Source organism: Paludibacter propionicigenes WB4, from assembly GCF_000183135.1.
GTDB classification, from domain to species: domain Bacteria; phylum Bacteroidota; class Bacteroidia; order Bacteroidales; family Paludibacteraceae; genus Paludibacter; species Paludibacter propionicigenes.
The window spans coordinates 348,056-371,126 of record NC_014734.1 but is presented as its reverse complement, the minus strand read 5'-3'; the positions used below and the strand labels follow the sequence as shown (position 1 = coordinate 371,126).

At 40.4% G+C, this 23,071-nt stretch carries 24 protein-coding genes; 11 read left to right on the top strand and 13 right to left on the bottom strand.

The genetic code is table 11. The features are described from left to right. Window positions 1–369: 369 nt before the first annotated feature. Complete coding sequence (locus PALPR_RS01525) at window positions 370–1,794, top strand: SDR family oxidoreductase (protein ID WP_013443839.1); 1,425 nt, start codon at window positions 370–372, stop codon at window positions 1,792–1,794. A gap of 222 nt (window positions 1,795–2,016) precedes the next feature. On the opposite strand, the gene PALPR_RS01520 is transcribed toward PALPR_RS01525, so the two are convergent. Further along, window positions 2,017–2,790 (bottom strand): hypothetical protein, encoded by a 774-nt coding sequence (locus PALPR_RS01520; protein WP_013443838.1) that lies wholly within the window; start codon window positions 2,788–2,790, stop codon window positions 2,017–2,019. Between the two features lie 686 nt (window positions 2,791–3,476). Here PALPR_RS01520 and PALPR_RS01510 point away from each other — a divergent pair. Together PALPR_RS01510 and PALPR_RS01505 are read left to right on the top strand one after the other, a co-directional pair. Further along, window positions 3,477–4,838 (top strand): DEAD/DEAH box helicase, encoded by a 1,362-nt coding sequence (locus PALPR_RS01510; RefSeq protein ID WP_013443835.1) that lies wholly within the window; start codon window positions 3,477–3,479, stop codon window positions 4,836–4,838. Between the two features lie 191 nt (window positions 4,839–5,029). Further along, window positions 5,030–5,509: a hypothetical protein gene (locus tag PALPR_RS01505; RefSeq protein WP_013443834.1), complete on the top strand. Its 480-nt coding sequence runs from the start codon at window positions 5,030–5,032 to the stop codon at window positions 5,507–5,509. A 63-nt stretch (window positions 5,510–5,572) separates the two neighbouring features. On the opposite strand, the gene tdh is transcribed toward PALPR_RS01505, so the two are convergent. The 3 genes from tdh to PALPR_RS01490 all read right to left on the bottom strand — a co-directional run bounded on the left by tdh (window position 5,573) and on the right by PALPR_RS01490 (window position 8,711). After that, window positions 5,573–6,598: an L-threonine 3-dehydrogenase gene (tdh, locus tag PALPR_RS01500; RefSeq protein ID WP_013443833.1), complete on the bottom strand. Its 1,026-nt coding sequence runs from the start codon at window positions 6,596–6,598 to the stop codon at window positions 5,573–5,575. 230 nt (window positions 6,599–6,828) lie between these two features. Then, window positions 6,829–8,016, bottom strand: coding sequence for a glycine C-acetyltransferase (kbl, locus tag PALPR_RS01495; RefSeq protein ID WP_041620564.1), 1,188 nt, complete (start codon window positions 8,014–8,016; stop codon window positions 6,829–6,831). A gap of 245 nt (window positions 8,017–8,261) precedes the next feature. After that, complete coding sequence (locus tag PALPR_RS01490; RefSeq protein ID WP_013443831.1) at window positions 8,262–8,711, bottom strand: DUF4395 domain-containing protein; 450 nt, start codon at window positions 8,709–8,711, stop codon at window positions 8,262–8,264. A 227-nt stretch (window positions 8,712–8,938) separates the two neighbouring features. Between PALPR_RS01490 and lptB the strand changes: the two genes are divergently transcribed. The 3 genes from lptB to PALPR_RS01475 all read left to right on the top strand — a co-directional run bounded on the left by lptB (window position 8,939) and on the right by PALPR_RS01475 (window position 11,246). Beyond that, window positions 8,939–9,691: an LPS export ABC transporter ATP-binding protein gene (lptB, locus tag PALPR_RS01485; protein ID WP_013443830.1), complete on the top strand. Its 753-nt coding sequence runs from the start codon at window positions 8,939–8,941 to the stop codon at window positions 9,689–9,691. A gap of 90 nt (window positions 9,692–9,781) precedes the next feature. After that, on the top strand, window positions 9,782–10,324 hold the full coding sequence (locus PALPR_RS01480; protein WP_013443829.1) for a GNAT family N-acetyltransferase: 543 nt from the start codon (window positions 9,782–9,784) through the stop codon (window positions 10,322–10,324). Between the two features lie 7 nt (window positions 10,325–10,331). Continuing rightward, window positions 10,332–11,246, top strand: coding sequence for a ribonuclease Z (locus PALPR_RS01475; protein ID WP_013443828.1), 915 nt, complete (start codon window positions 10,332–10,334; stop codon window positions 11,244–11,246). A gap of 129 nt (window positions 11,247–11,375) precedes the next feature. Here the strand turns inward: PALPR_RS01475 and PALPR_RS01470 are convergent, their stop codons facing one another. The 5 genes from PALPR_RS01470 to era form a co-directional block, all read right to left on the bottom strand. Then, window positions 11,376–12,587: an L-serine ammonia-lyase gene (locus tag PALPR_RS01470; RefSeq protein ID WP_013443827.1), complete on the bottom strand. Its 1,212-nt coding sequence runs from the start codon at window positions 12,585–12,587 to the stop codon at window positions 11,376–11,378. Window positions 12,588–12,735: 148 nt separating this feature from the next. Beyond that, a complete protein-coding gene (locus tag PALPR_RS01465) occupies window positions 12,736–12,999 on the bottom strand; it encodes a hypothetical protein (protein WP_013443826.1) in 264 nt (87 codons plus the stop codon). A gap of 9 nt (window positions 13,000–13,008) precedes the next feature. Next, window positions 13,009–13,368, bottom strand: coding sequence for a phage holin family protein (locus PALPR_RS01460; protein ID WP_013443825.1), 360 nt, complete (start codon window positions 13,366–13,368; stop codon window positions 13,009–13,011). 21 nt (window positions 13,369–13,389) lie between these two features. Beyond that, on the bottom strand, window positions 13,390–13,599 hold the full coding sequence (locus tag PALPR_RS01455) for a YtxH domain-containing protein (protein WP_013443824.1): 210 nt from the start codon (window positions 13,597–13,599) through the stop codon (window positions 13,390–13,392). Between the two features lie 107 nt (window positions 13,600–13,706). Next, entirely contained in the window at window positions 13,707–14,588 is an 882-nt protein-coding gene (era, locus tag PALPR_RS01450; RefSeq protein WP_013443823.1) for a GTPase Era, read from the bottom strand. A 187-nt stretch (window positions 14,589–14,775) separates the two neighbouring features. Here era and PALPR_RS01445 point away from each other — a divergent pair, with 187 nt between their 5' ends. The 4 genes from PALPR_RS01445 to PALPR_RS01430 all read left to right on the top strand — a co-directional run bounded on the left by PALPR_RS01445 (window position 14,776) and on the right by PALPR_RS01430 (window position 17,968). Then, window positions 14,776–15,942, top strand: coding sequence for a sensor histidine kinase (locus PALPR_RS01445; protein ID WP_013443822.1), 1,167 nt, complete (start codon window positions 14,776–14,778; stop codon window positions 15,940–15,942). A gap of 167 nt (window positions 15,943–16,109) precedes the next feature. Beyond that, a complete protein-coding gene (locus PALPR_RS01440) occupies window positions 16,110–16,685 on the top strand; it encodes a YceD family protein (protein ID WP_013443821.1) in 576 nt (191 codons plus the stop codon). A gap of 13 nt (window positions 16,686–16,698) precedes the next feature. Then, window positions 16,699–16,884 (top strand): 50S ribosomal protein L32, encoded by a 186-nt coding sequence (gene rpmF / locus PALPR_RS01435; RefSeq protein ID WP_013443820.1) that lies wholly within the window; start codon window positions 16,699–16,701, stop codon window positions 16,882–16,884. A 94-nt stretch (window positions 16,885–16,978) separates the two neighbouring features. Continuing rightward, entirely contained in the window at window positions 16,979–17,968 is a 990-nt protein-coding gene (locus tag PALPR_RS01430; protein ID WP_013443819.1) for a beta-ketoacyl-ACP synthase III, read from the top strand. Window positions 17,969–18,044: 76 nt separating this feature from the next. Here PALPR_RS01430 and PALPR_RS15235 read toward each other — a convergent pair whose 3' ends face one another. From PALPR_RS15235 to PALPR_RS01410, 4 genes are all read right to left on the bottom strand, one after another. Then, window positions 18,045–18,752 (bottom strand): DNA-methyltransferase, encoded by a 708-nt coding sequence (locus tag PALPR_RS15235; RefSeq protein ID WP_013443818.1) that lies wholly within the window; start codon window positions 18,750–18,752, stop codon window positions 18,045–18,047. Window positions 18,753–18,850: 98 nt separating this feature from the next. Further along, window positions 18,851–19,960, bottom strand: a complete 1,110-nt coding sequence (gene meaB / locus PALPR_RS01420; RefSeq protein WP_013443817.1) for a methylmalonyl Co-A mutase-associated GTPase MeaB — start codon at window positions 19,958–19,960, stop codon at window positions 18,851–18,853. Window positions 19,961–20,048: 88 nt separating this feature from the next. Then, entirely contained in the window at window positions 20,049–21,131 is a 1,083-nt protein-coding gene (locus PALPR_RS01415; protein ID WP_013443816.1) for a DUF1573 domain-containing protein, read from the bottom strand. A gap of 42 nt (window positions 21,132–21,173) precedes the next feature. Beyond that, window positions 21,174–21,578: a DUF1573 domain-containing protein gene (locus PALPR_RS01410; protein WP_013443815.1), complete on the bottom strand. Its 405-nt coding sequence runs from the start codon at window positions 21,576–21,578 to the stop codon at window positions 21,174–21,176. Window positions 21,579–21,839: 261 nt separating this feature from the next. Here PALPR_RS01410 and PALPR_RS01405 point away from each other — a divergent pair, with 261 nt between their 5' ends. Continuing rightward, on the top strand, window positions 21,840–23,024 hold the full coding sequence (locus PALPR_RS01405) for a M20 metallopeptidase family protein (protein WP_041620560.1): 1,185 nt from the start codon (window positions 21,840–21,842) through the stop codon (window positions 23,022–23,024). Window positions 23,025–23,071: the final 47 nt, after the last annotated feature.

Genomic DNA, 23,071 nt, shown 5'->3' with positions numbered 1-23,071 from the left:
TTTGCGCAAAGATAATGCTTATTATATTCAGACAAACACCCCTCGCTTGTAACGAGAGGTTAAGTGGTTATTTGTTTACAACAAAAAAATCAGACTCTCATCCTCAAGGGTACGCTCACCATACGATTAAAAGCTCCGGACTGTCACCTGAAACCAATGACAAACGCCAACATGCTCTCATATTATAAACTTATCCGGAAGGGCAAGACAATTAATGCATTAACTTCGATAAGATCTCTGTTGAAATACTAGAATAACTTGTATCTTTGCTTCATCACTGTTTTTCATTAAATATCTGCGAACTAATGTAATTGAGATCATTCGAATAAGAACCATTGCCTTCGAAAGAGGCTTTAAAAAGTCTGTTGCATGAAAATTTTACTCACCGGAGCAACCGGATATATTGCACAAAGATTATTGCCCGTTTTATTGGAAAATGGACATGAAGTCATCTGTTGCGTACGAGACAAGAACCGGTTTAACACGAAGAATTATTTGACTTCGAACCTGTCGGTCATAGAGGCAGATTTTTTAAAGGCTGAGAGTCTACAGCAGATTCCATCGGATATAGATGTAGCTTATTACCTCATTCATTCCATGTCGACACAAAACGCTGACTTTAATGATATGGAGGCAGTATGTGCCACTAATTTCAAAAAACGCATTGAAGAAACAAATGCCCGACAGGTTATTTACCTTAGTGGAATCAGTAATGCGGATGAGTTGTCAAAACATTTGTCATCGCGAAAAAATGTGGAAACTGTTTTGTCGGGTTCTGATTTTGCACTCACCACATTAAAGGCCGGCATAATAGTCGGATCAGGAAGTGCTTCGTTTGAAATCATTCGCGATTTAGTGGAGAAACTTCCCTTTATGATTACACCACGTTGGCTAAAAACAAAGTGTCAACCCATAGCCATTCGTAATGTCGTAGAATTTTTAATTGCTGTAATTGCTAAAACAGAAACTTACAATAACAGTTACGATATTGGAGGTCCCGATGTACTTAGTTACAAAGAAATGCTGTTGCAATTTGCCCAAATACGAGGTCTGAAAAGGCGGATCGTTATTGTTCCGGTAATGACGCCTAAAATTTCGTCCTACTGGTTGTATTTTGTTACGTCCACATCGTATGCACTTGCAAAGAATTTAGTAGACAGCATGAAGGTTGAAGTAATTTGTAAACCGAATGATTTAGCCCGGCTGCTTGGCATTAAACTTATTGATTATGGAACAGCCATACAACTTGCCTTTGATAAAATAGAACAAAATCAGGTGCTTTCAAGCTGGAAAGATGCACAAACAAGTGATATATTCAGCAAAGGATTCTCCAGATTTATAGAAGTACCGGTCAATGGATGCTTTAAAGACATTCGTACAGTTACGGTTGAGAACAGCAATACTTCCCTTGATAAAATATGGGCCATTGGGGGTAAAACAGGTTGGTATTACGGAAACTGGCTTTGGGAAATAAGAGGTTTGTTGGATCAAATTGCAGGAGGTGTTGGAATGCGAAGAGGACGGAGAAGTGCCACAGAAATATTCTCCGGCGATGCACTCGATTTTTGGCGTGTACTTATAGCCAATAAAGAAGAAAAGCGCTTACTGCTGTATGCCGAAATGAAACTGCCGGGCGAAGCATGGCTGGAATTTAAAATCGATGAGAACAATTGCCTTACACAAACAGCCACCTTCAGACCGCTGGGCCTATTCGGCAGACTGTACTGGTATTCGGTACTTCCTTTTCACGGACTAATTTTCAAAGGCATGATCAATAAAATAGCGGAAAACTAAAATACAGTCTGTGAATAACGTAAGCTTAACTAAGCTTTGCTATATTGGAAATAAATCAGTCAATACCCGTTCGTTACTTTGCTGACTATGCTGTTTTTCTTATTCTGTAAATTCAATAATTCTGTACATTCTGCTTCCGACAAATTGCACGTCAGTTAGCCAATGAACTAAGAGCGTTTGTTAGCAAATCGTGCATTCATTTTTTGTTTGTCGTTCTTTTGATTAGAAGTCTTTGCCACAACCACAAGCTTCAATATAATTTGTTTTATAGAAGTTCATCAATGAGGCTACTGAGTCTAAAGTTTCGTCATATTTAAAGTTTAGTAATCGTCTAAATAATTCAACTGAAATCTCGAGCTTAATGTCAGATTTAGTGTGAACTATCTCATCTCTTAAATTTTTCAAGTTAATAATGTGTTGATTGGTTGGGGTTCTGTCTTTAAAAAAATTCTTTTTGTGAAATTGTGGTAGCACGATTTTTAATTTGTCCATAAAACACACATTTTCTTGAATTTGTATTTTATTATAAACCTCTGTCTTTTTTCTGCCATCAACAATGTAATTTTCTCCATCTGGTAGCATCGAATTTATAAATGATTCTATTGAAGTAAATAAGTTTACGACGTATGAACTTGCAAGACCATAAAAGTTGAAAAGTTCATTACTACAATCATGAGTAATTGTATCAACATTGGATAAATGTGATAATAATATTTCTTGTTGTTTTTTTCTTTCAATGTTTAGTGAATAGGCAAAGTTATAATATACTAATGTGTAGTCAGGTAATGGTATGTTGATATACTTCCCATTATGGTTGTAAATAAATGCATAAATCATTTCTTCACTATCAGATAATTTCAACCCAACAAAACAATCCTTAGATTTTTGTTTTAGCAATTTTTGATTATCTTCAAGCAAATCTATTTTCTGAAGATTATTCAGGTTTGTAATTGGTAAAGTACCTTGAAATAAATATTTTTTCTTAATATGTTTCATAGCTTATGCTGTTCAATTTCAAACCAGTTCTGTTTCTTTTTTTATAACATCTGTTTATGCGAACATCATGTTCGTCTATTTCCACCTTATGTCGGGTCATGTATTTCTTTTCCAGCCCCAAAGATAAAAACATTCTTTTACAAAATCTATAATTGTATTAATTTTTTAATTCACACAACAAACAATGTATTAGCTTAATGCAGCTTTTGTCCCCCTTTCCCGCATATTCAGTCTCCTGCGTTTATGTTTCTTGTTCCTGCGTTTATGTTTCTCGCTCCTGCGGTTATGATTCTTAGTCCTGCGGTTATGATTCTTGCTCCTGTGGTTATGATTCTTGCTCCTGTACTTGGCGGAATGGCTTCTGCGATGAGCGGAACAGCTTCCGCGGTGAGCGGGATCGTCTCCGCGGTCTGCGGGATTACTTCCGCGGTGTGCGGGATGGCTTCCGTGGTGTGCGGGATGGCTTCCGCGATATGCGGGATTACTTCCGCGATGTGCGGGATGGCTTCCACGATGTGCGGGATGGCTTCCGCGGTGTGCGGGATGGCTTCCGCGGTGTGCGGGATCGTCTCCGCGCTGTGCGGAATGGCATCCGCTTTTAAGAATCTTGCTCATTGGGGGCAGATAGTTTTCGCACCAGCCGAAAAACAAGTACCTTTGCTGCCACAACTAAAAACATCAACTCAATGACTTTTGCAGACTTAGGCATAAACGACGATATCATACAGGCGCTGGACGGTAATAATATCAGCACTCCCACCGACATTCAGCTACAGGCCATCCCGCATATACTGAGCCACACCTCCGATTTGGTGGCGGTGGCGCAGACCGGCACAGGCAAAACGGCCGCTTTCAGTATACCCATTCTGCAGTCGGTCAACCCGCTTCTGCCGCAGATACAGGCACTGGTGCTGGTTCCTACCCGCGAACTGGGTCAACAGGTAGCCCGCGAATTTTTCCTTTTCTCCAAATACCTGTCGCGGGTCTTTGCCGAAGCGGTTTACGGCGGTGCGCCCATCGAAGATCAGATACAAAAGCTTAAGCGCCCCACCCACGTGGTAGTAGCTACGCCAGGCCGGCTCATCGATTTACTGGAACGCAAAGCCCTGAGCCTGGATCACCTGAAGTACCTCGTGCTCGACGAAGCCGACGAAATGATGAATATGGGATTCAAGGACGGGATAGACAGAATTCTGGAATCCTGCAACAAGAACATCACCAAAATGCTGTTTACAGCCACCATGCCAGCCGATGTAAAACACATTATCAGCAAATACCTGCGACCGGGCTTTGCCGAAATTCACATCAATGCCGAAGAATTTATCAACCGCAACATAGAGCACAGCTACCTCCTGTACAAGCAAGGCGAAAAGCTGGAATACCTCAAAGCCTTCCTGTCCGGACATGCCGACGAGCGGGGCATTGCCTTCTGCCGTACCAAGCTGGATGCTAAACGTCTGGCCAAGCAGCTTGCCGGATGTATTGTGTCGGCAGACGCCCTGCACGGCAATCTCAACCAGGAAATGCGCGACAAGGTAATGCGCGCTTTCAAAAGAGGGAGCATCAACCTGCTAGTGGCTACCGACATTGCTGCACGCGGCATCGACGTGAAAGACCTGGATTACATCGTCCATTACAGCCTCCCCGAAAAGACTGAACAATACACCCACCGCAGCGGACGCACCGCTCGTGCCGGAAAATCGGGGATATCGGTATGTCTTGCCACAAAAGATCAGTTGGAAGACATCCACACTTTGCAATCCGAACTCAACATCCTGTTTAGTCCCCTGAATCTACAGCCAAAACACGAAAAACCCGAGCCACCCATCACCCTGCATGTAAACATCGGTCTGGGACAAGGCTTTACTAAAAACAGCCTGAAAGAATTTCTGGTGGAAGAAGCCGGACTCAACACAGACGATATACAAAACGTGTTGGTGGAAGACAACCGATCGCGTTTCAGCATTCCGGGTCAACTGGAGAAACAGGTATTAATCAACCTCAAAGGTTACAAACTGGCGCACCGCAACCTGAAATTCAGCCGTTAAAGGAAAAAGACAACCGTAAGTCGGGGTATGGGGCAGAAGCCCCTCCAAATAACCACATCAACCGTTCAACAAGAAAAATCGGCTCTTCAACCGATTTTTCTTGCATCCGATTCGTTGAATACATTATATTTGTACCCGACAAATCAACCAGTCAACCAATCACCCAATTAACTAATCAACCAATCACCCAAATGGATACATTCTCCGCCAACAACACCCGCCTGCTGGGGCTACTCGAAATATGGGAGCCCCGTTTACTGGCATTACCCCACGATATTATCGCCGTTCGCCGGAATAGTCAGAACCGCAGCATCAAACAAATTCTGGGGCACATGATCGATTCCGCTTCCAACAATACACATCGTATTATTCATTTGCAGTATCAAAACAGTCCGTTGATATTTCCGGATTATGCAGCATTGGGTAATAACGACCGCTGGATTGGCATTCAGAATTATCAGGACGAGGACATGAACGATCTGGTTCAGCTCTGGAAATACAGTAACCGACACATAGCCCACGTTATCAATCAGGTGAACCCCGACAAGCTCGACAATATATGGCTATCGGCACTCAACGAAGAAGTATCGCTCCGCAATATGATTACGGGTTACCTCAGCCACTTCGAGCTGCACATCAGCGAAATAGAAGAACTGATAAACCGGAAATAAACGCAGCTTGCCGAACGATTGATATCGTCCGGCAAGCCGAAATACAAAAACTGTTGGGAGAATTTAGTCCCAGTTCAGAATCACTTTACCACATTCGCCGCTCTCCATCACGTCGAACCCACGCTGGAAATCATCGACCGAAAAACGGTGCGTAATAACCGGGGTAAGATCAATGCCCGTAATCAGCATTTGCTCCATCTGGTACCAGGTTTCCCACATTTCGCGTCCGTAAATTCCCTTCAGCGTAAGTGCTTTGAATATAATTTTATCCCAGGCTACCGTGGTGGTATTAGGCAAAATTCCCAGCAATGCTATTTTCGAACCATTGTACATGTTTTCTACCATATTGTCAAAAGCTATCGGCGAGCCTGACATTTCCAGTCCGATATCAAAACCGTGCATGTTCAGACTTTTAATGGCACCCTCTATTGTTTCGCCACGACGTGGGTTCACTGTCATGGTTGCACCCATTTTTCTGGCTATATCCAGTCGGTAGTCGCTCAGATCCGTAACCACTATATTACGCGCTCCGGCAAACTTACAAATGGCCGTAGCCATAGTTCCGATAAGTCCGGCACCCGTTATCAGCACATCCTCGCCTATCATGGGGAATGATAAAGCCGTGTGAGTTGCATTACCGAACGGATCCATGATGGAGGCAATCTCGTCAGGAATACGCGCATCCAAATGCACCACGTTTTCGGCCGGCAACGACAGGTATTCGGCAAAAGCTCCATCGCGGTTTACTCCCACTCCTACGGTATTTTCGCATACATGCAGTTTACCACGGCGGCAATTCCTACAATGTCCGCAGGCAATGTGTCCTTCGCCCGTTACGCGGTCGCCAATGCGGATATTACGCACCCCGTGTCCTTTGTCCACCACCACACCCACGTATTCGTGTCCTATGGTCATCGGTGTTTTGATAGTGCGCTGCGACCACTCATCCCACTTGTAAATATGTAGGTCGGTACCGCATATAGCTGTTTTCTTTATTTGAATTAATACATCGTTTACTCCCACGTGCGGCATGGGCACCTCTTCCATCCATATTCCCTTTTCGGGACGAAGTTTTACGAGTGCTTTCATATTGTTGATGTGTTGAATAGTTGATTAGTTAATTGGGTAATTGGTTGATTGGTTGATTGGGTAATTAGTTGATATGACAATAAAAATTGGTTGATTGGTTAAATAATACCCTTTCTCATAATATCGCGAACGAAGTAAGCAAATATCGCCGTAGGCAAATATCACGAACGAAGTGAGTTAATATCGCCGCAGGCAAATATCGCGAACGAAGTGAGCTAATAACGACGAAGTCAAATAACCTTCATTTCTTTACCCACCTTGCTAAATGCTGCAATACACTTATCGAGATATTCGGTTTCATGCGCTGCCGATATCTGAACACGGATGCGCGCCTGACCTTTGGGTACAACGGGAAAATAAAATCCCGTTACGTAGATTCCCTCGTCGAGCAAACGTGTAGCTACTTCCTGCGACAGTTTGGCGTCGTACAACATCACAGCACAAATAGCCGATTCAGTAGGTTTTATATCAAATCCAGCGGCTTTCATACGTTCAACAAAGTACAGGGTATTTTTGTGTAGTTTATCCTGAAGTTCGTTGGTTTCATCCATCATCTCAAACATCTTTATTCCGGCAGCAGCCACCATCGGCGGAATAGAATTTGAAAATAAGTACGGACGCGAGCGTTGGCGCAGCAAATCAATTATCTCTTTTTTGCCGGTGGTAAATCCGCCTATCGCACCACCAAAAGCTTTACCTAGTGTTCCGGTTATTATTTCAATTTTTCCGCGCAGGTTATAACGTTCTGTCACTCCCCTACCCGTTTCGCCGACTACCCCTGCCGAGTGTGATTCGTCCACCATCACAATAGCATTGTATTTTCCGGCCAGTTCATATATTTTATCCAGCGGCGCCACATTACCGTCCATCGAAAACACACCATCGGTCACTATCAATCTGAAACGTTGTGCCTGAGCTTTCTTCAGTTGTTCTTCCAGTTCGGTCATGTCCGCATTAGCGTAACGATAGCGCTGCGCCTTACAGAGGCGCACACCATCAATAATAGAAGCATGATTCAACGCATCGGATATAATGGCATCTTCTTCGCCGAGAAGGGGTTCGAAAACTCCACCGTTAGCATCAAAGCAGGCAGCATACAAAATGGTATCTTCCGTTCCGAAAAAGCGGGCTATTGAAGCTTCCAGTTGTTTGTGAATATCCTGCGTTCCGCAAATAAACCGTACCGACGAAACACCGTACCCATGCGTATCCAGTCCCTTCTTTGCCGCTTCTATCAGCGAAGGGTTGTTGGACAGTCCGAGATAATTATTGGCACAGAAGTTCAGCACTTCTTTTCCATCGGCTACCCGAATGGCAGCACCCTGTGGTGTAACTATAATACGTTCCTTTTTATATAAACCGGCATGTTCTATATTGGTCAGTTCTGTTTGCAAATACGACCTAAAATCCTGGTACATAACAATCATTTCTAAATTAATACTATATTATTTTGAGCTTCCGTAGCTTTTGTGCACAGCAGCTTTGAATGAAAACTATTGAAAGCAAAAGTAATCAAATAAGTAAATAATTATTCAAAAAACAGTACTTTTCTGTTGCACATACCGGCAGGCAATCAAATAGAAGAAAACAAAAAAAGCTACCTTCGTTTTTAAACGAAAATAGCCTTTAAAACACACATCTGAAAGTTCGGATGTTCAGTTTTTCAATTTTTGAACGATAAATTGATTTTGTAAACCACGGGATAAATAAGACACGCAACGCAAATCCCAAAAGCAGATTCAAGAAATGCGAAGGTCGTAAAGATTCCTGCTAAAATTAGTGCAGGCGTATTCCATCCTGCCAGAAAAGAGAAAATTATTGCTATATTAAAAACTAAACCTATTCTTGCTGCAAAAATTTTGGGTCCCGCATTTATCAATGCAGGTTTTAAACCAACGGTTTGCGCTATGATCTTCGAAACAGATGACAATACACTGTATCGGTACCACCGACCAGATCTCAAACCAAAATCGATCAGTAAAAACACAATCGGAATAATACTTCCGCTAACAAGAAACACTGAGAGCAAAACTACGGTAAAAGCGCCGTTTAGACGGGCTACGTGCTCGTCAATTCTTCTATCGGATATGGGGCAAAATGCTGTTGATTTCATAAGCTGAATGTATGACTATTTATACGATACAAAGATAGAGTGAACGATCAGCTCATAAAATACCATTCAAACAGTATTTTATATACCATAAAGCAGGGATATTTTCGCTTTTGGGAGTATCGCTGAGCCTCTCTGCCCTGTCTGACTATGAAACGTTGTATTTTTTTAAAACTTCGTTTTGTATATCGTTATAAAAAAGTGTACTTTTGCACAACTAATCAGCGCTTATGACAAACGATAATATGGTGTTACGCACCGAACATTTATTCAAAAAATACGGCAAACGTACGGTGGTGAATGATGTATCCATCAACGTGAAACAAGGAGAAATTGTAGGATTGCTCGGACCTAACGGTGCCGGAAAAACCACTACCTTCTACATGACAACCGGTCTGGTAACTCCAAATTCAGGAAAAATTTTCCTGAACGATGTGGATATTACAAACTATCCGGTGTACAAACGGGCTCAGAATGGTATCGGGTACCTGGCTCAGGAAGCATCTGTTTTTCGTAAAATGACGGTAGAGGATAATATAAAGTCAGTACTGGAGATGACCAAATTCAGTAAAGCCGATCAGAAAATCAAACTGGAAAGCCTGATTGCTGAATTCAACCTGGAACATGTACGCATGAACATTGGCGACCGCCTTTCGGGAGGTGAACGCCGTCGTACTGAAATTGCGCGCTGTCTGGCTATCGAGCCCCGTTTCATTATGCTCGACGAACCTTTTGCAGGAGTTGACCCCATTGCTGTGCAGGATATTCAGGATATTGTATGGAAACTGAAAGATAAAAACATCGGTATTCTTATTACCGACCATAATGTAGATGAAACGCTGACCATCACAGACAGAGCGTACCTGCTTTTCGAAGGACGCATCCTGTTTCAGGGCACATCGCAGGAACTGGCCGACAATCCGGTCGTTCGTGAAAAATACCTGGGTCGTGACTTTGAGCTGAAAAAGAAGACGCGTGTATAGTAATGCTTTTCGCATCCTGTTTCTTTATAAAGCAGATTGCTAACTTGTGAAGTTGACTCACCGAAAACAACTGATATTGACACGAGAATAATGAATCACGATAGTATTGAAATAATTGTAGATAAGGATATACGCCTCAAGATTGTTGGAATTGAGGATGCAGAATCTATTTTCAACACGATAAATAATGAACGTAAATACCTTGAAGAGTGGCTGCCATTCGTAGAAGATACGCGCGATATTTCATACACAAAAGCATTTATTGAAAACTCCACAGCAGCTAATTCCTCCAATTTTACTTTCACTATTTCATACCACAACCATTTTGCCGGACTCATCGGATTTAAAGATACTGATTTTGACAACAAGAAAACCGAAATCGGATACTGGCTTTCTGAATCGCTTCAGCACAAGGGCATTATCACTCGTTCCTGTAAAGCTTTAATAAATTACGCTTTCGATAAAATGGATATGAATCGTATCCAGATAAAAGCAGCCGAAGAAAATCAGAAAAGCCGGAACGTAGCCGAGAGACTTGGCTTTACCTGCGAAGGAATAGAGCGCGATGGTGAACTTCATAGCCGCGGTTTTGTTGATTTAGTCATATACAGCTTACTCAAAGCCGAAAGATAAAACTTACATGCAAAAAGCAACTGTCACCATTTTGGGTTGTGGATCGGCCATGCCAACACGCAAAAACTTTCCGAGCTCGCAGTTATTGGAAATCAGGGATAAGCAGTACATGATTGATTGCGGAGAAGGAACCCAGATACGAATGTGCCAAACGGGTGTCAAAACCAATCGTCTGGGTCATATTTTTATTTCGCACCTCCACGGCGACCATTGCTTTGGTCTTATAGGACTTATCTCGACCTTTGGCATGCTCAATCGTACGGCAGAGCTTCACATACACGCTCAACCCGACTTAGAGAAAATAATGCAACCGCAACTTCAGTACTTTTGTGCCGATCTTTCTTTCAATGTTGTATTTCATTCGATCAATCCTCGAAAACATGAAATGATATTTGAAGACCGCTCTATACGGGTCTTTTCCATTCCACTCAAACATCGGGTACCTTGCTGCGGTTTTCTGTTCGAAGAAAAAGCGCGCGACAGGCATATCATTCGCGAAATGATTGACTTCTACAAGATCCCTACCTGGCGCATCCCTAAAATAAAACAGGGCGAAGATTTTGAAACCGAAGAAGGCGAAATAATTCCGAACGAACAGCTAACCCGCGAGAGCACTCCTCCAAAGCGATTTGCTTATTGCTCCGACACGGCATATTCCGAAAAAATTATCCCTATAATCAGTAACGTAGACTGCCTCTATCACGAAGCTACATTTATGGAAGATGAGCATGTCCGGTCTAAACAAACCGAACATTCTACTGCTCGACAAGCAGGCACTATTGCTTTAAAGGCCAACGTCAAGAAACTCATCATCGGGCATTATTCCGCTCGTTACAACAATCAGACAGAATTACTCAACGAGGCCAAATCCGTTTTTGAAAACACCGTTCTGGGTGAAGATATGACTATTTACGAAATCTAATATGATAATGGAATGATGTGATAATGTGTTGATATATTACATTCTACACTTTCAAAGCATTCAATTCAATCTAAATTTCGAGTTTTAAATCTTGGATTCTTTGTTCTTGAATATCGTCTCTTGTCTAAATCAACACATATCCCCACCGGGTTTACCTATTTTTGCCAGTCCACCCAGCGACGTTTCCTTGTACAAGCTTGGCAAGTCTTTTCCGGTCAGCCGCATTGTTTCCACCACTTTATCAAAACTAATGATGTGCTTACCATCCGAAAGCATGGAAGCCATATTGGCATCTAACGCACGGAGAGCAGCAAATGAGTTTCGTTCTATGCACGGTATCTGTACCAAACCGCATACCGGGTCGCAGGTCAGCCCCAGGTGGTGTTCCAGCCCCATCTCTGCAGCATATTCTATCTGTTGCGGACTAGCACCAAACGCCTGACTGGAAGCAGCAGCAGCCATAGCACACGCCGAACCAACTTCTCCCTGACAACCAACCTCAGCACCGGAAATAGAAGCATTTACTTTAATGACATTGCCAAACAGTCCGGCTGTTGCCAGTGCCTGAAGAATATTTTTGTCGGAGAACTCATGGTAGTTTTTCAAATGATACAAAATAGCAGGTAAAACACCTGCCGATCCGCAGGTGGGAGCAGTAACTACTTTCGCACCACTGGCATTTTGCTCCGACACAGCCAGCGCATACGACATTATCAAACACCGATTCTGCAAACTGACTTTATAGCTCTTTGCCTTAACCCAATAAGAAGCTGCCTTACGTCTTAGATTCAACTCGCCGGGCAACACACCATCATTATCCAATCCGTCCTGAACTGATTGCTGCATAGTCTTCCACACTTCATTCAGATAATCCCAGATATCAGACTCCTCGCGCTCCTGAACATATTCCCAGTAAGTTTTACCCTGACGCTCCACCAAAGGCAGTATTTCTCCAAGAGTATTATGTTCGTAGATATGTTTTTCAGTCATGTACGAATTTTCATCGGCTATTTTTCCACCACCAACGCTGTACACCAACCAGTCTTTAATCAGATGATTCTCTGCATCAAAGGCTTCGAATTTCATACCATTGGTGTGAAACGGCAAAACAATATCAGGAAACCAAGCAAAATCAACAGTAACCGGAAATAACGAATCGGTTATAGCCTGGTCTGTAAAATGCCCTTTGCCTGTTGCTGCCAGACTGCCATATAAACTAACTTTGTACAATGCAGCGTTTGGAGTTTTGCTCTTAAACTGTTCAGCTGCTATTTTCGGACCCATAGTATGGCTGCTCGAAGGTCCGTGTCCTATTCTAAAAATCGATTTTATACTTTCCATGTAATTCTATCATTTAATAAGTTATGTCATTCTTCAAAAGAATAATAAACATAAACAAATGTACTATTATTTTCTATACCCTTTTATAAAAAAAAGTAAAGACGAAAAAAAATCCGTCTTTACTTTGAATGCGTTATTTATTAATAATTCACCTAAATCTTCGGATAAGCCTCCTGAAAGAACGAACCATTTTATACCCAATCAGCAATCCATCAACCAGATTCAGGCTTTTCTGAAATGATCCGAGAATATACGAAGATATAGAAGCCGGAGAAAGCAACCTTTGCGACGAAGTACTGATAAGTTCTTTTTGCTGTTGAATTTGTTGGCGCAATTCGGCTTTACGGAACTGTAGTTCATCTAAGCCTGCTTGTTTTTTCTGAGCCGGATTTGTGGTCGGAACTATTTCCATAGCTTGTAATTATTGATTTTTAGACAAAAATAAATTTGAAAGAAATCTAACCATTGGATTGATAATTAATTTCTTCCGAAACACCATCAACAAAGCAATTAATCCGAAATAAATAACCGAAATAATGGCAAAACTCAGGCTCAAACTACCAACCAGCGGTTCAACAGCATAAGCTATTGAAAAAAACAAATAAAACAAAGCTATGATAACCAGAATAATAATCAGCGAAACGATTAAAAGAGTCGATAATAATATCGCCAGCTTTTCAACAAATTCCACTTTTACATATTCGGTCTGCAGCAATACATACTTCTTTATATCGTCGTAGAGTTGCTGAAAGTTCTCAACAGGTTCTTGCGTATTAATCATTAGCTTACCTATTTAAATGAATCATTTTTGTTCGGGAGATACCTGCGATTTGATTTCATCCACCAAATCATCCATTTCAGCTTTGCTTAGTTTAACTCCTCGTTTTTCGAGTGCATCTACTATTTTTTTGCGGGTTTCTTCCCCACTTTCAGGAGCAAACAGCACGCCTAAAGCTCCACCAACAATAGCACCGCCAAGAAATGCGGCTAAAAGACCAATTGGATTTTTCATAACACTACGTTTTTAAAATTTAATATCAAATAAAACGATCTTATCAGAAAAAAATTTATTTTGTTGCCATTTATAATAACAAAATTAGACTCCTTAAGTTCAAAGTTTTAGTCTAAACTATAACCGAATCCCCGCAGTTTTGTGTCTTTATTTCGCCAGTCTTTTTCAACCTTTACAAACAGTTCTAAAAATACCTTTTTATCAAAAAACACTTCCATATCTTTACGCGCCTCGGTTCCTACCTTTTTCAGCGATTTTCCACCGTGACCTATCAAAATTCCCTTTTGAGAATCCCGCTCAGCGTATATCACAGCATTAATGCGTATCAATCTATCGTCTTCCTGAAACTGTTCAACCTCCACTTCTACCGAATAAGGAATTTCCTTTTCGTAATTCATCAAAATTTTCTCGCGGATAATCTCAGTAACAAAGAATTTTGCCGGTTTATCGGTCAGTTGGTCTTTATCAAAAAACGGTGGCGACTCCGGCAATAAATCTTTAATGCGCGAAAACAGCGAATCAATATTAAACTTTTCCAACGCCGATACAGGATAAATCTCGGCACGGGGCAATAACTCTTTCCATTTTTCCACCAGCACAACCAGTTTCTCTTCGTCTATCAAATCTATTTTATTGATAATAAGAAGCAATGGAGCAGGGTTTAATTTTACTTTTTCAACAAAATCTTCATTCTTCTCGTACGAATCGAAAACATCAGTCACATAGAGTAACACATCTGCATCGGATAATGCCGAGCGAGAGAATTTAAGCATAGATTCCTGCAACCGGTAATTCGGTTTCAACACACCGGGAGTATCCGAATATACAATCTGGAAATCATCACCATTTACAATCCCCAAAATACGATGACGAGTTGTCTGAGCCTTTGAAGTGATAATTGATATTCTTTCACCTACTAAAGCGTTCATTAAGGTCGACTTACCGACATTGGGATTACCTACAATATTTACAAAACCGGATTTATGCATGTGGATAGTTTAATTTCAGCATCAGATTCATCGTTTAAATTATTCTGAACCTGTGGCATTACAATATATTTTCGGCAAAGATACGATAATTTATGCATATGTAAAATCAAAGTTTTGATTCATACTTTTTTAGTATATTTGGCGTTTCAACAGAAAGAAGCTATTTTATTACAATCTGTTTTATTTCATGCTCAATATCAACAAAATAAACGAAATATCTCAACGCCTTAAACTTATATTCATTGTATTGGCCATAGGTATTGTAGCTGTTTCCACACTTTTCACAAACAGATTGGCTCATTCTTTGGCATTGGAAGAGAGAAAAAAGGTTGAAATCTGGGCTGAAGCAGTGCGCCAGTCCAATCTGGCCGACGAACACACAAACCTGGACTTAATCATCAAAATCATTGAAGGAAACACCACCATTCCTATTATTTATACCGATGCCAACAATCAGGTTATATCTACCCGTAATATAAATGAACCCCAAGAAAACATCCCTGAATTTTACAAAAATGAAATAGAAAGATTAAAAACAAAAAATACGCCTATCGAATTAAAGTTCGGCAAATCAAAACAATATCTATACTACGATGATTCACTGTTTATCAAACAATTATACTATTTCCCTTTTGTACAGCTCAGCATTATCATAGCATTTATACTGATTGCATTTTTTGCCTTCTCCAGTTCCAAAAGAGCAGAGCAAAATAAAGTCTGGGTGGGACTTTCAAAAGAAACCGCACACCAGCTTGGTACTCCCATTTCGTCTCTGCTTGCTTGGGTCGATTTACTCAAAATGCGACACAGCGAAGACAATCTCATTGGCGAAATGGAAAAAGATGTCAACAGACTGGGTATAATAGCCGAACGATTCTCCAAGATAGGTTCAAAACCCGATTTGCAGGTGGTGAGTTTGAATGATACGCTGCTCAACGCGGTGCAATACATGACAAAACGATCATCGCAAAAGGTGAACATACAATGTCATTTTCCAACCGAAGAGCCTGTATTTATCAGGTTGAACACACACCTTTTTGAATGGGTTATAGAAAACTTGTGCAAAAATGCAATTGATGCCATGAATGGCATTGGCAGCATCGACATCACTCTGAGTCAAAAAAATAAGTATGTATATATCGACATAAAAGATACCGGAAAGGGAATTGACCGCAGAAAATTTAAAGTCGTATTCAATCCGGGATTCACCACTAAGAAAAGAGGCTGGGGACTTGGGCTTTCGTTAGCCAAGCGTATCATTGAAGAATATCATGGTGGAAAAATCTTTGTAAAACAATCGGAATTAAATATCGGAACCGTGTTCAGAATAGTCTTAAAAACTAAACACAAGTAAAAAGTTGATAATAAGTTAGCCAAAAATACTCCGACAACTATTTTAAACACCATTAAATTCGGCAATAAATTTATTTTTAGCAATAAATTTGATAAAATAAAAAAGAAAGTATTTTGTAATAGAACATATTTTTGTACCTTTGCGCGGTTTTAAATATAAAGTGAATAATGTCAAAATTCGAGTTATATAATGTAGTATTAAAGGATATTGATAATGAAACTCGTGTCATCGAATATGATCTTGATGACGCCTATTTCAAAAAGATTGATAGCCCTGAAGTACAAAAAGGAAATGTAAAAGCTAAAGTAAGCGTTCATAAAAAGATGAATACTTATGAGCTACAATTTCAGCTCGATGGTTCTATTATAATTCCATGCGACCGTTGTTTGGATGATATGGAACAACAAATTCACTACAAAGAAAAACTACAAGTTAAGTTCGGTGATAAATTTGCCGAAGAAGACGAAGTTGTTATAATTCCTGAATCAGAAGGAGCTATAAATGTTGCCTGGTTTTTATACGAGTTCATTGTATTAAACATCCCGATAAAGCATGTACATGCTCCCGGAGAATGCAACAAAACAATGGTTGTCAAACTAAAAAAACACATTACCCGTCAGAAAGATGATTTGGACGATGACAATTCGCCGCTTGATTTCGATGACGATGATGACTTTACAGCAGAAGAAGTTCAAACTGACCCGCGATGGGATGGTTTGCAAAATATAACAGAAAACAATTAAATAAACAACTAAGATGGCACATCCTAAGAGAAAGATCTCGAAACAAAGAGCAAGAAAAAGAAGAACGCATTATAAAGCTATACCTCAAACATTGGCTAATTGCTCAAATTGCGGCGCTGCACATATTTATCACACTGTTTGCGGCGAATGTGGCTACTACAGAGGTAAATTGGCAATTGAAAAATTGGCAACAGTTTAATACAGATAATATTGTAATTAATATTTTCAAATAATCAATTAAGCTCTAAATTCAACCTTTAGGGCTTGATTTTTATATACTTAATAATTTTAATATGTCTAGTATCAGAGCAGTTATTACAGGAGTTGGCGGATACGTTCCAAACTATATACTGAATAACGAGGAGCTTAGCACCATGATGGACACCAACGACGAATGGATTACTTCCAGAGTCGGAATAAAGGAACGCCGCATTTTGAAAGACGAAAATGTAGGTACATCATATTTAGCCGCTAAAGCTATTGAAGACTTGTTTGCTAAAACCGGTACAAAACCGGAAGAAATTGACTTGATAATTTGCGGTACTACAACTGCCGATCATATATATCCTTCATGTGCTTCGATGATTGCCGAGAGAATGGGAATCAAAAATGCACTTGCATTTGACTTACAGGCAGCATGCTCTGGATTCATTGTTTCGCTTACCACCGGTGCGAGCTTTATAGAATCCGGTCATTATAAAAAAGTACTGATTATTGGTGCCGACAAAATGTCTTCGATTACAGACTATAGTGATCGTACTACTGCACCGCTATTTGGTGATGGTGCCGGAGTAGTATTACTAGAGCCTACCAATGAAGAATTTGGCGTAATTGACTCAATTTTGCGTACCGATGGAATTGGAGTGAAACACCTTCACATCAAAGCAGGAGGTTCAGCTATTCCTACAACCTCTGAAACTATTGAGAAAAAAATGCACTATACCTATCAGGAGGGTGCATACGTGTTTAAACATGCTGTAACCAACATGTCTGAAGTTTCGGCCGAAATCATGGAAAAGAATAACCTGAGCAAGGATGATATTGCGTGGTTAGTACCACATCAGGCCAACTTGCGAATAATAGACGCAGTTGTACAACGAACCGGCGTGGAATACGACAAAGTAATTATTAATATTGATCACTTTGGCAACACTTCAGCTGCAACTATTCCTCTGGGAATATGGGAAGCACAAAGTAAATTCAAAAAAGGAGATAACATTATCCTTACTGCCTTTGGAGCAGGATTTACCTGGGGAGCTGTGTATTTAAAATGGGGATATTAAGAAACATTTCTACTATATCAAAAAAGAACCGCACTGAAAACAGTACGGTTCTTTTTGTATAAAAACTTATACAGAATTATTTCTCCAACCTGCTGTTGGCTATATTGCAATACTCCGTCGATAGCTCATACCCGATAAAATTTCGCTTCAATTTTTTAGCTGCGACAGCTGTACTACCGGATCCCATAAACGGATCAAGCACCAAATCACCTTCGTTACTGCTTATTTCAATAAATGGCATACAAACCTTCAGCGGTTTTTGAGTTTTGTGTTTGGTGCGTTCCTTTCCCATACAAATAGGAGCCTGTATAAAATTATGCATATCATTTACAGGCTTATGGTTCCATGTTTTAGGCGAACCCTTTGAAAAATGAACCAACAACTCCATGCTGTTAGCATACATTTTTCGGGTATACATGGCTGGAAACGGATTGGTTTTATGCCAATGGATAACTTTACGAAACTGAAAACCCGTGCGCTCTACCATACGGTTGATAAATGAAACAAAATCATCGCCACACCACAAATAACCGGAAGCACCCGGTTTACACACCCGAAAACACTCCATCAGAACATCCTCCAAAAACTGTAAATACTCATCTTCTGATTTAAACCCATCAAAATCGAACTCGGTAACAACATCTTTATGATTTTTCAAACCCTGTACATTTTGAGCCCGGTGCTGATAATAAGGTGGATCAGTAAAGATCAAATCCACACATTCATCCGGCAGCTGCTTTAATCCATCAAGGCATGACTGGTTATAAATTATATTGAGTTCCATTTGTGAGATGTATAATATCTAAATGAATTAGGTGTTATGACAGGTCTGTCAACAAATAAAATAGAAGTAAAATGTCTAATATATTTCAAAGAAGAGGGTCAATCATTCATCCCTCCAAAATACTTATCCAGTAGATTCTTAGCAGCAATAAACGAACTTACCTCATTCGAAAGCACCCGTCGTTCACTGTCAGAAAGCGCTTGCTGAATTTCCACATTCTGATAGAAATTTGCTTTTAGCTGTTCATTTATAGTTTCATACATCCAGTATTTCGACTGAGAGTTACGTTTAAATTCAAAGTAGTCATTTGATTTTACGAACTTCACATAACGCTCAACCATATCCCAAACTTCTGGAATTCCATTCAATTCGACTGAAGAACAGGTAATAGCCTCCGGCGACCAACCTGAATCGTGAGGTGGAAACAGGTGCAAAGCATTCTGATATTGCGACTTAGCCACACGTGCTTTGTCCACATTAGTTCCATCGCACTTATTAATGGCAATACCATCGGCCATTTCCATTATTCCACGTTTAATTCCCTGCAATTCGTCACCGGTACCCGCCAACTGGATCAGCAAAAAGAAATCGACCATTGAATGTACCGATGTTTCCGATTGCCCTACTCCCACCGTTTCTACAAAAATGGTATCAAAACCGGCTGCTTCACACAGAATAATACTTTCTCGCGTTTTACGGGCTACGCCGCCCAATGAACCTGCCGAAGGAGAAGGACGTATAAATGCATTCTTAGCTACTGAAAGCTCTTCCATACGGGTTTTATCGCCCAATATACTCCCTTTGGAACGTTCACTACTGGGATCGATAGCCAACACGGCCAGTTTATGCTTATTTCTCACTAAATGCATTCCCAGTGCTTCGATAAAAGTACTCTTACCTGCTCCCGGAACGCCGGTAATACCAAGACGAACAGCATTGCCTGCATAAGGAAGACATTTTTCTATCACTTCCTGCGCTATAAGCTGATGCTCCGGTAACGAACTTTCTACCAACGTTACCGCCTGACTCAACATACTGATATTACCCTCCAGAATACCAGCCACAAACTCTGCAGCAGTAAACTGGCGTCGTTTTCTTGATGGTTGCTTATAGGGGTTGACCATAGGTGCAGACTGCACACCTTCATTCACGCTTAATCCTTTGTACAAAGGATCATTCTCAGGATGATCATTATTTTTATAATGCATATTATCACAGACTTAAAAAGCCAAGAAGTTGCAAACAAATCCTGGCTTTTTAAATTTAAAATTGTATTTAATTTTATTCTCTTTTTTCTTACTTCTGAACTTTCCAACTTACCACTACAATCAGAAATGCATTTTCAGGATCGTTAGTTTGTATGGTGAAAGATTTCTTATACTCCGCTTCACTCAGATTTCGGGTGTTGAGACCTATTACTATATCTGTCTTTTTATTGACAGCCACACTATTCTTTGAAGTTTTGATCGACAGCTCTTTATTATTGTTTATAATTCTTCTGATTTCAAGTGTACTTAAGCCTTTGTTTAGTAGTTTGAGTTTTCCGGTCCTTTTAGAGCCTTCCCTCAAAGTTCCTAGGTCAATTTCTCTTTCAGGCAACTCAATTACGGGAGATTTCCGTCGTTGCTCCAAAGTCAGTTTACTGAAATCTTCTAGGATATTAGCAACTACGAGTATTCTTGTATCATCAGTAAATCTACGGACACCGTTCAGGCTTAGGTAAACATCGTCAGACAAAGGACCCCATTGGTTACAGTTTTTTGAGTTGAGCGTAAACGTAATTTTGCCTTCTTCACCCGGATTCAACACCTCGGGCAAAACAGTAGCCGACAGATATCCCGGAAGATTTTCAATTGTTGGTCTCAGAGATGCTTTACTCGTATTTTGAATTCCCAACACGCGCGTTTGCATCCTGCCCCTTTCCACATTTCCGATCGACACCACCTTGGCTTTCAATCCTAAACCTCCGATGTTTACCGGATATGTTGAATCTTCACCTGATTGCCTCGGAATGACCTCACCCTGTATTGACAAATTTACCAGTTCATCAGTTGCATTACTATACACTGATACAGGTTTAAAGAACTTACCGGGACGTCCGAGCGGATTATAGGTTACCGTAATTGTACCCTTTTTGCCCGGTTCAACAGGTGTTTTAGTCCAAACAGGTGTTGTACAGCCGCAAGAAGACTGAACCCTGCTAACAACCAAAGGTCCTTTTCCGTTATTTACGAAACTAAAAATATAAGTTACTTTACCATCTTCCTCCTTAATTTTCCCAAAATCATGCGACTTCACGTCAAAAGCAATACTTGCTTTCTGAGACATTACCAATACGGAAAAAAGAAGACCAATCAACAACAAACTATATTTTCTCATAACTTTCTAAAAGCAAGGATTCTACTGTCAAAATAGCAAGAACTATTTCTTTGATGCGGCTTCAGCTTGTTTCGAAACAGGAATAACCTCACCTTTTATAACCAACATAATAGGCTCCGCTGTATCGTTTGTATACACCATTATTTGTTTTTCAAAAATAGTTTTGTTTCTAACATCAAATGTTACAGTTATACTGCCTTTTTTGCCCGGTTCTACAGGTTCTTTAGTCCACGATGGAGTGGTACAACCACATGAAGTCTGCACACGACTAACTACCAAAGGAGAATTACCCTTATTTGTAAACTCGAACACGTGTGTAACACTACCATCTTTTTCGTTTATTTTACCGAAATCAAAAACTTTTTCGCTGAAAGTTGCAACCGGTTTTTGAGCCATTGCTACAACTGAGAATACTAAACACACCAAGAAAAGACTATACTTCTTCATAATTCTAAATTATTAATATTTTAAAAAATAAATCCATTTTTCGTTGAGACATGCAAAAATATAAAAAATGTAGCTCATTCTTCCGAAAAAATTAATATATCTGTTTAATTTTAGTTAAGAATTGTATTGAACCAATACAATCAACAAATTAATACCGTTTCTCAGATAAGACAGAGTGATTTATTCATGATCTTCTCTCTGAAAATTAATCCGGACAGCTCACAAAAAATGGCTACCTTTGTCGGACAAACTAAAAAGCGTATGAAATCAACCATAGAGCAACTCACAGCAGACTACAATAACTATGCTATAAATTGCTATCGCCACCTGCATGCACACCCAGAGCTTTCGTTTCAGGAATTTGAAACATCCAAATTCATTCAGGCTGAATTAACCGATATGGGTATTCCGTTTCGCGCAGGTATAGGTGGAAATGGCATTCTGGGAAAAATAGAAGGAGCAAATCCACATAAAAAAGTAATTGCCTTGCGAGCCGACATGGATGCATTGCCTGTTTGCGAAGCAGTGGATATTCCCTGGAAATCAACAGTAGAAAATGTTATGCATGCCTGCGGACACGATGCTCACACTACTTGTTTGCTGGGAGCTGCAAAAATTCTGCAACAATTAAAAAATAATTTCGAAGGAACAATATTACTCATTTTCCAGCCGGGCGAAGAAAAAGCACCCGGAGGTGCCCGACTTATGCTCGAAGATGGATTATTTGATGATATAAAACCTGAATTAATACTGGCTCAGCATATTTCTGTTGATTTCCCTACCGGTACAATGGGCTTTCTGCCAGGAAAAATAATGGCTTCTGCCGACGAAATTCACCTAAAAATTACTGGCAAGGGCGGACATGGAGCATTACCGCATCTGTGCAATGATACTGTACTGGCAGCTTCGCAGATCATAGTTTCACTACAGCAAGTCAGTAGCAGACTCTGTCATCCGCTTACACCCATGGTACTCACCTTTGGAAAACTGATAGCCGATGGGGCTACCAATGTTATCCCTAACGAAGTCCTCATTTCGGGCACGCTGCGCACTTTCGACGAAAAATGGCGCAAAGAGGCAAAAGAACATATCCGCAGAATAATCAAAGAAACCTGTAATGCCTATGGATGCGACGTTGAAATAAACATGCCTGATGGCTACCCCAGTGTAGTAAACGACGAAAAAATAACTTCGGAGGCACGTAAATTTGCAGGAGAATGGATTGGTGAGAACAATGTCAGAACACTTGAAACACGAATGACATCGGAAGACTTCGGTTTTTTCACCCAGCAATATCCTTGTTGCTTTTTCAGATTCGGTGTAAAAGGCGAAATAAATGCCAACACGGGAGGATTGCACAATCCCAATTTTCAGATAGATGAAAAAGCGCTGACGATTGGAATAGGGGGAATAGCGTGGTTGGCTTGGAAGTTTATGACGAAATGAAGCAACGCTAACCCTAAAAGGGAACTATGCAAGTATTAATTCATTTA

Excerpts from the sequence above, each read along its gene's own strand:
- PALPR_RS01490 (WP_013443831.1), bottom strand. The coding sequence starts at position 8,711 with ATGAAATCAACAGCATTTTGCCCCATATCCGATAGAAGAATTGACGAG.
- PALPR_RS01415 (WP_013443816.1), bottom strand. The coding sequence starts at position 21,131 with ATGAGAAAATATAGTTTGTTGTTGATTGGTCTTCTTTTTTCCGTATTG.
- PALPR_RS01465 (WP_013443826.1), bottom strand. The coding sequence starts at position 12,999 with ATGGAAATAGTTCCGACCACAAATCCGGCTCAGAAAAAACAAGCAGGC.
- PALPR_RS01525 (WP_013443839.1), top strand. The coding sequence starts at position 370 with ATGAAAATTTTACTCACCGGAGCAACCGGATATATTGCACAAAGATTA.
- lptB (WP_013443830.1), top strand. The coding sequence starts at position 8,939 with ATGACAAACGATAATATGGTGTTACGCACCGAACATTTATTCAAAAAA.
- PALPR_RS01480 (WP_013443829.1), top strand. The coding sequence starts at position 9,782 with ATGAATCACGATAGTATTGAAATAATTGTAGATAAGGATATACGCCTC.
- PALPR_RS01520 (WP_013443838.1), bottom strand. The coding sequence starts at position 2,790 with ATGAAACATATTAAGAAAAAATATTTATTTCAAGGTACTTTACCAATT.
- PALPR_RS01410 (WP_013443815.1), bottom strand. The coding sequence starts at position 21,578 with ATGAAGAAGTATAGTCTTTTCTTGGTGTGTTTAGTATTCTCAGTTGTA.
- tdh (WP_013443833.1), bottom strand. The coding sequence starts at position 6,598 with ATGAAAGCACTCGTAAAACTTCGTCCCGAAAAGGGAATATGGATGGAA.
- PALPR_RS01510 (WP_013443835.1), top strand. The coding sequence starts at position 3,477 with ATGACTTTTGCAGACTTAGGCATAAACGACGATATCATACAGGCGCTG.
- PALPR_RS01455 (WP_013443824.1), bottom strand. The coding sequence starts at position 13,599 with ATGAAAAATCCAATTGGTCTTTTAGCCGCATTTCTTGGCGGTGCTATT.
- kbl (WP_041620564.1), bottom strand. The coding sequence starts at position 8,016 with ATGTACCAGGATTTTAGGTCGTATTTGCAAACAGAACTGACCAATATA.
- PALPR_RS01440 (WP_013443821.1), top strand. The coding sequence starts at position 16,110 with ATGTCAAAATTCGAGTTATATAATGTAGTATTAAAGGATATTGATAAT.
- era (WP_013443823.1), bottom strand. The coding sequence starts at position 14,588 with ATGCATAAATCCGGTTTTGTAAATATTGTAGGTAATCCCAATGTCGGT.
- PALPR_RS01460 (WP_013443825.1), bottom strand. The coding sequence starts at position 13,368 with ATGATTAATACGCAAGAACCTGTTGAGAACTTTCAGCAACTCTACGAC.
- PALPR_RS01430 (WP_013443819.1), top strand. The coding sequence starts at position 16,979 with ATGTCTAGTATCAGAGCAGTTATTACAGGAGTTGGCGGATACGTTCCA.
- meaB (WP_013443817.1), bottom strand. The coding sequence starts at position 19,960 with ATGCATTATAAAAATAATGATCATCCTGAGAATGATCCTTTGTACAAA.
- PALPR_RS01445 (WP_013443822.1), top strand. The coding sequence starts at position 14,776 with ATGCTCAATATCAACAAAATAAACGAAATATCTCAACGCCTTAAACTT.
- rpmF (WP_013443820.1), top strand. The coding sequence starts at position 16,699 with ATGGCACATCCTAAGAGAAAGATCTCGAAACAAAGAGCAAGAAAAAGA.
- PALPR_RS01470 (WP_013443827.1), bottom strand. The coding sequence starts at position 12,587 with ATGGAAAGTATAAAATCGATTTTTAGAATAGGACACGGACCTTCGAGC.
- PALPR_RS01475 (WP_013443828.1), top strand. The coding sequence starts at position 10,332 with ATGCAAAAAGCAACTGTCACCATTTTGGGTTGTGGATCGGCCATGCCA.
- PALPR_RS15235 (WP_013443818.1), bottom strand. The coding sequence starts at position 18,752 with ATGGAACTCAATATAATTTATAACCAGTCATGCCTTGATGGATTAAAG.
- PALPR_RS01505 (WP_013443834.1), top strand. The coding sequence starts at position 5,030 with ATGGATACATTCTCCGCCAACAACACCCGCCTGCTGGGGCTACTCGAA.
- PALPR_RS01405 (WP_041620560.1), top strand. The coding sequence starts at position 21,840 with ATGAAATCAACCATAGAGCAACTCACAGCAGACTACAATAACTATGCT.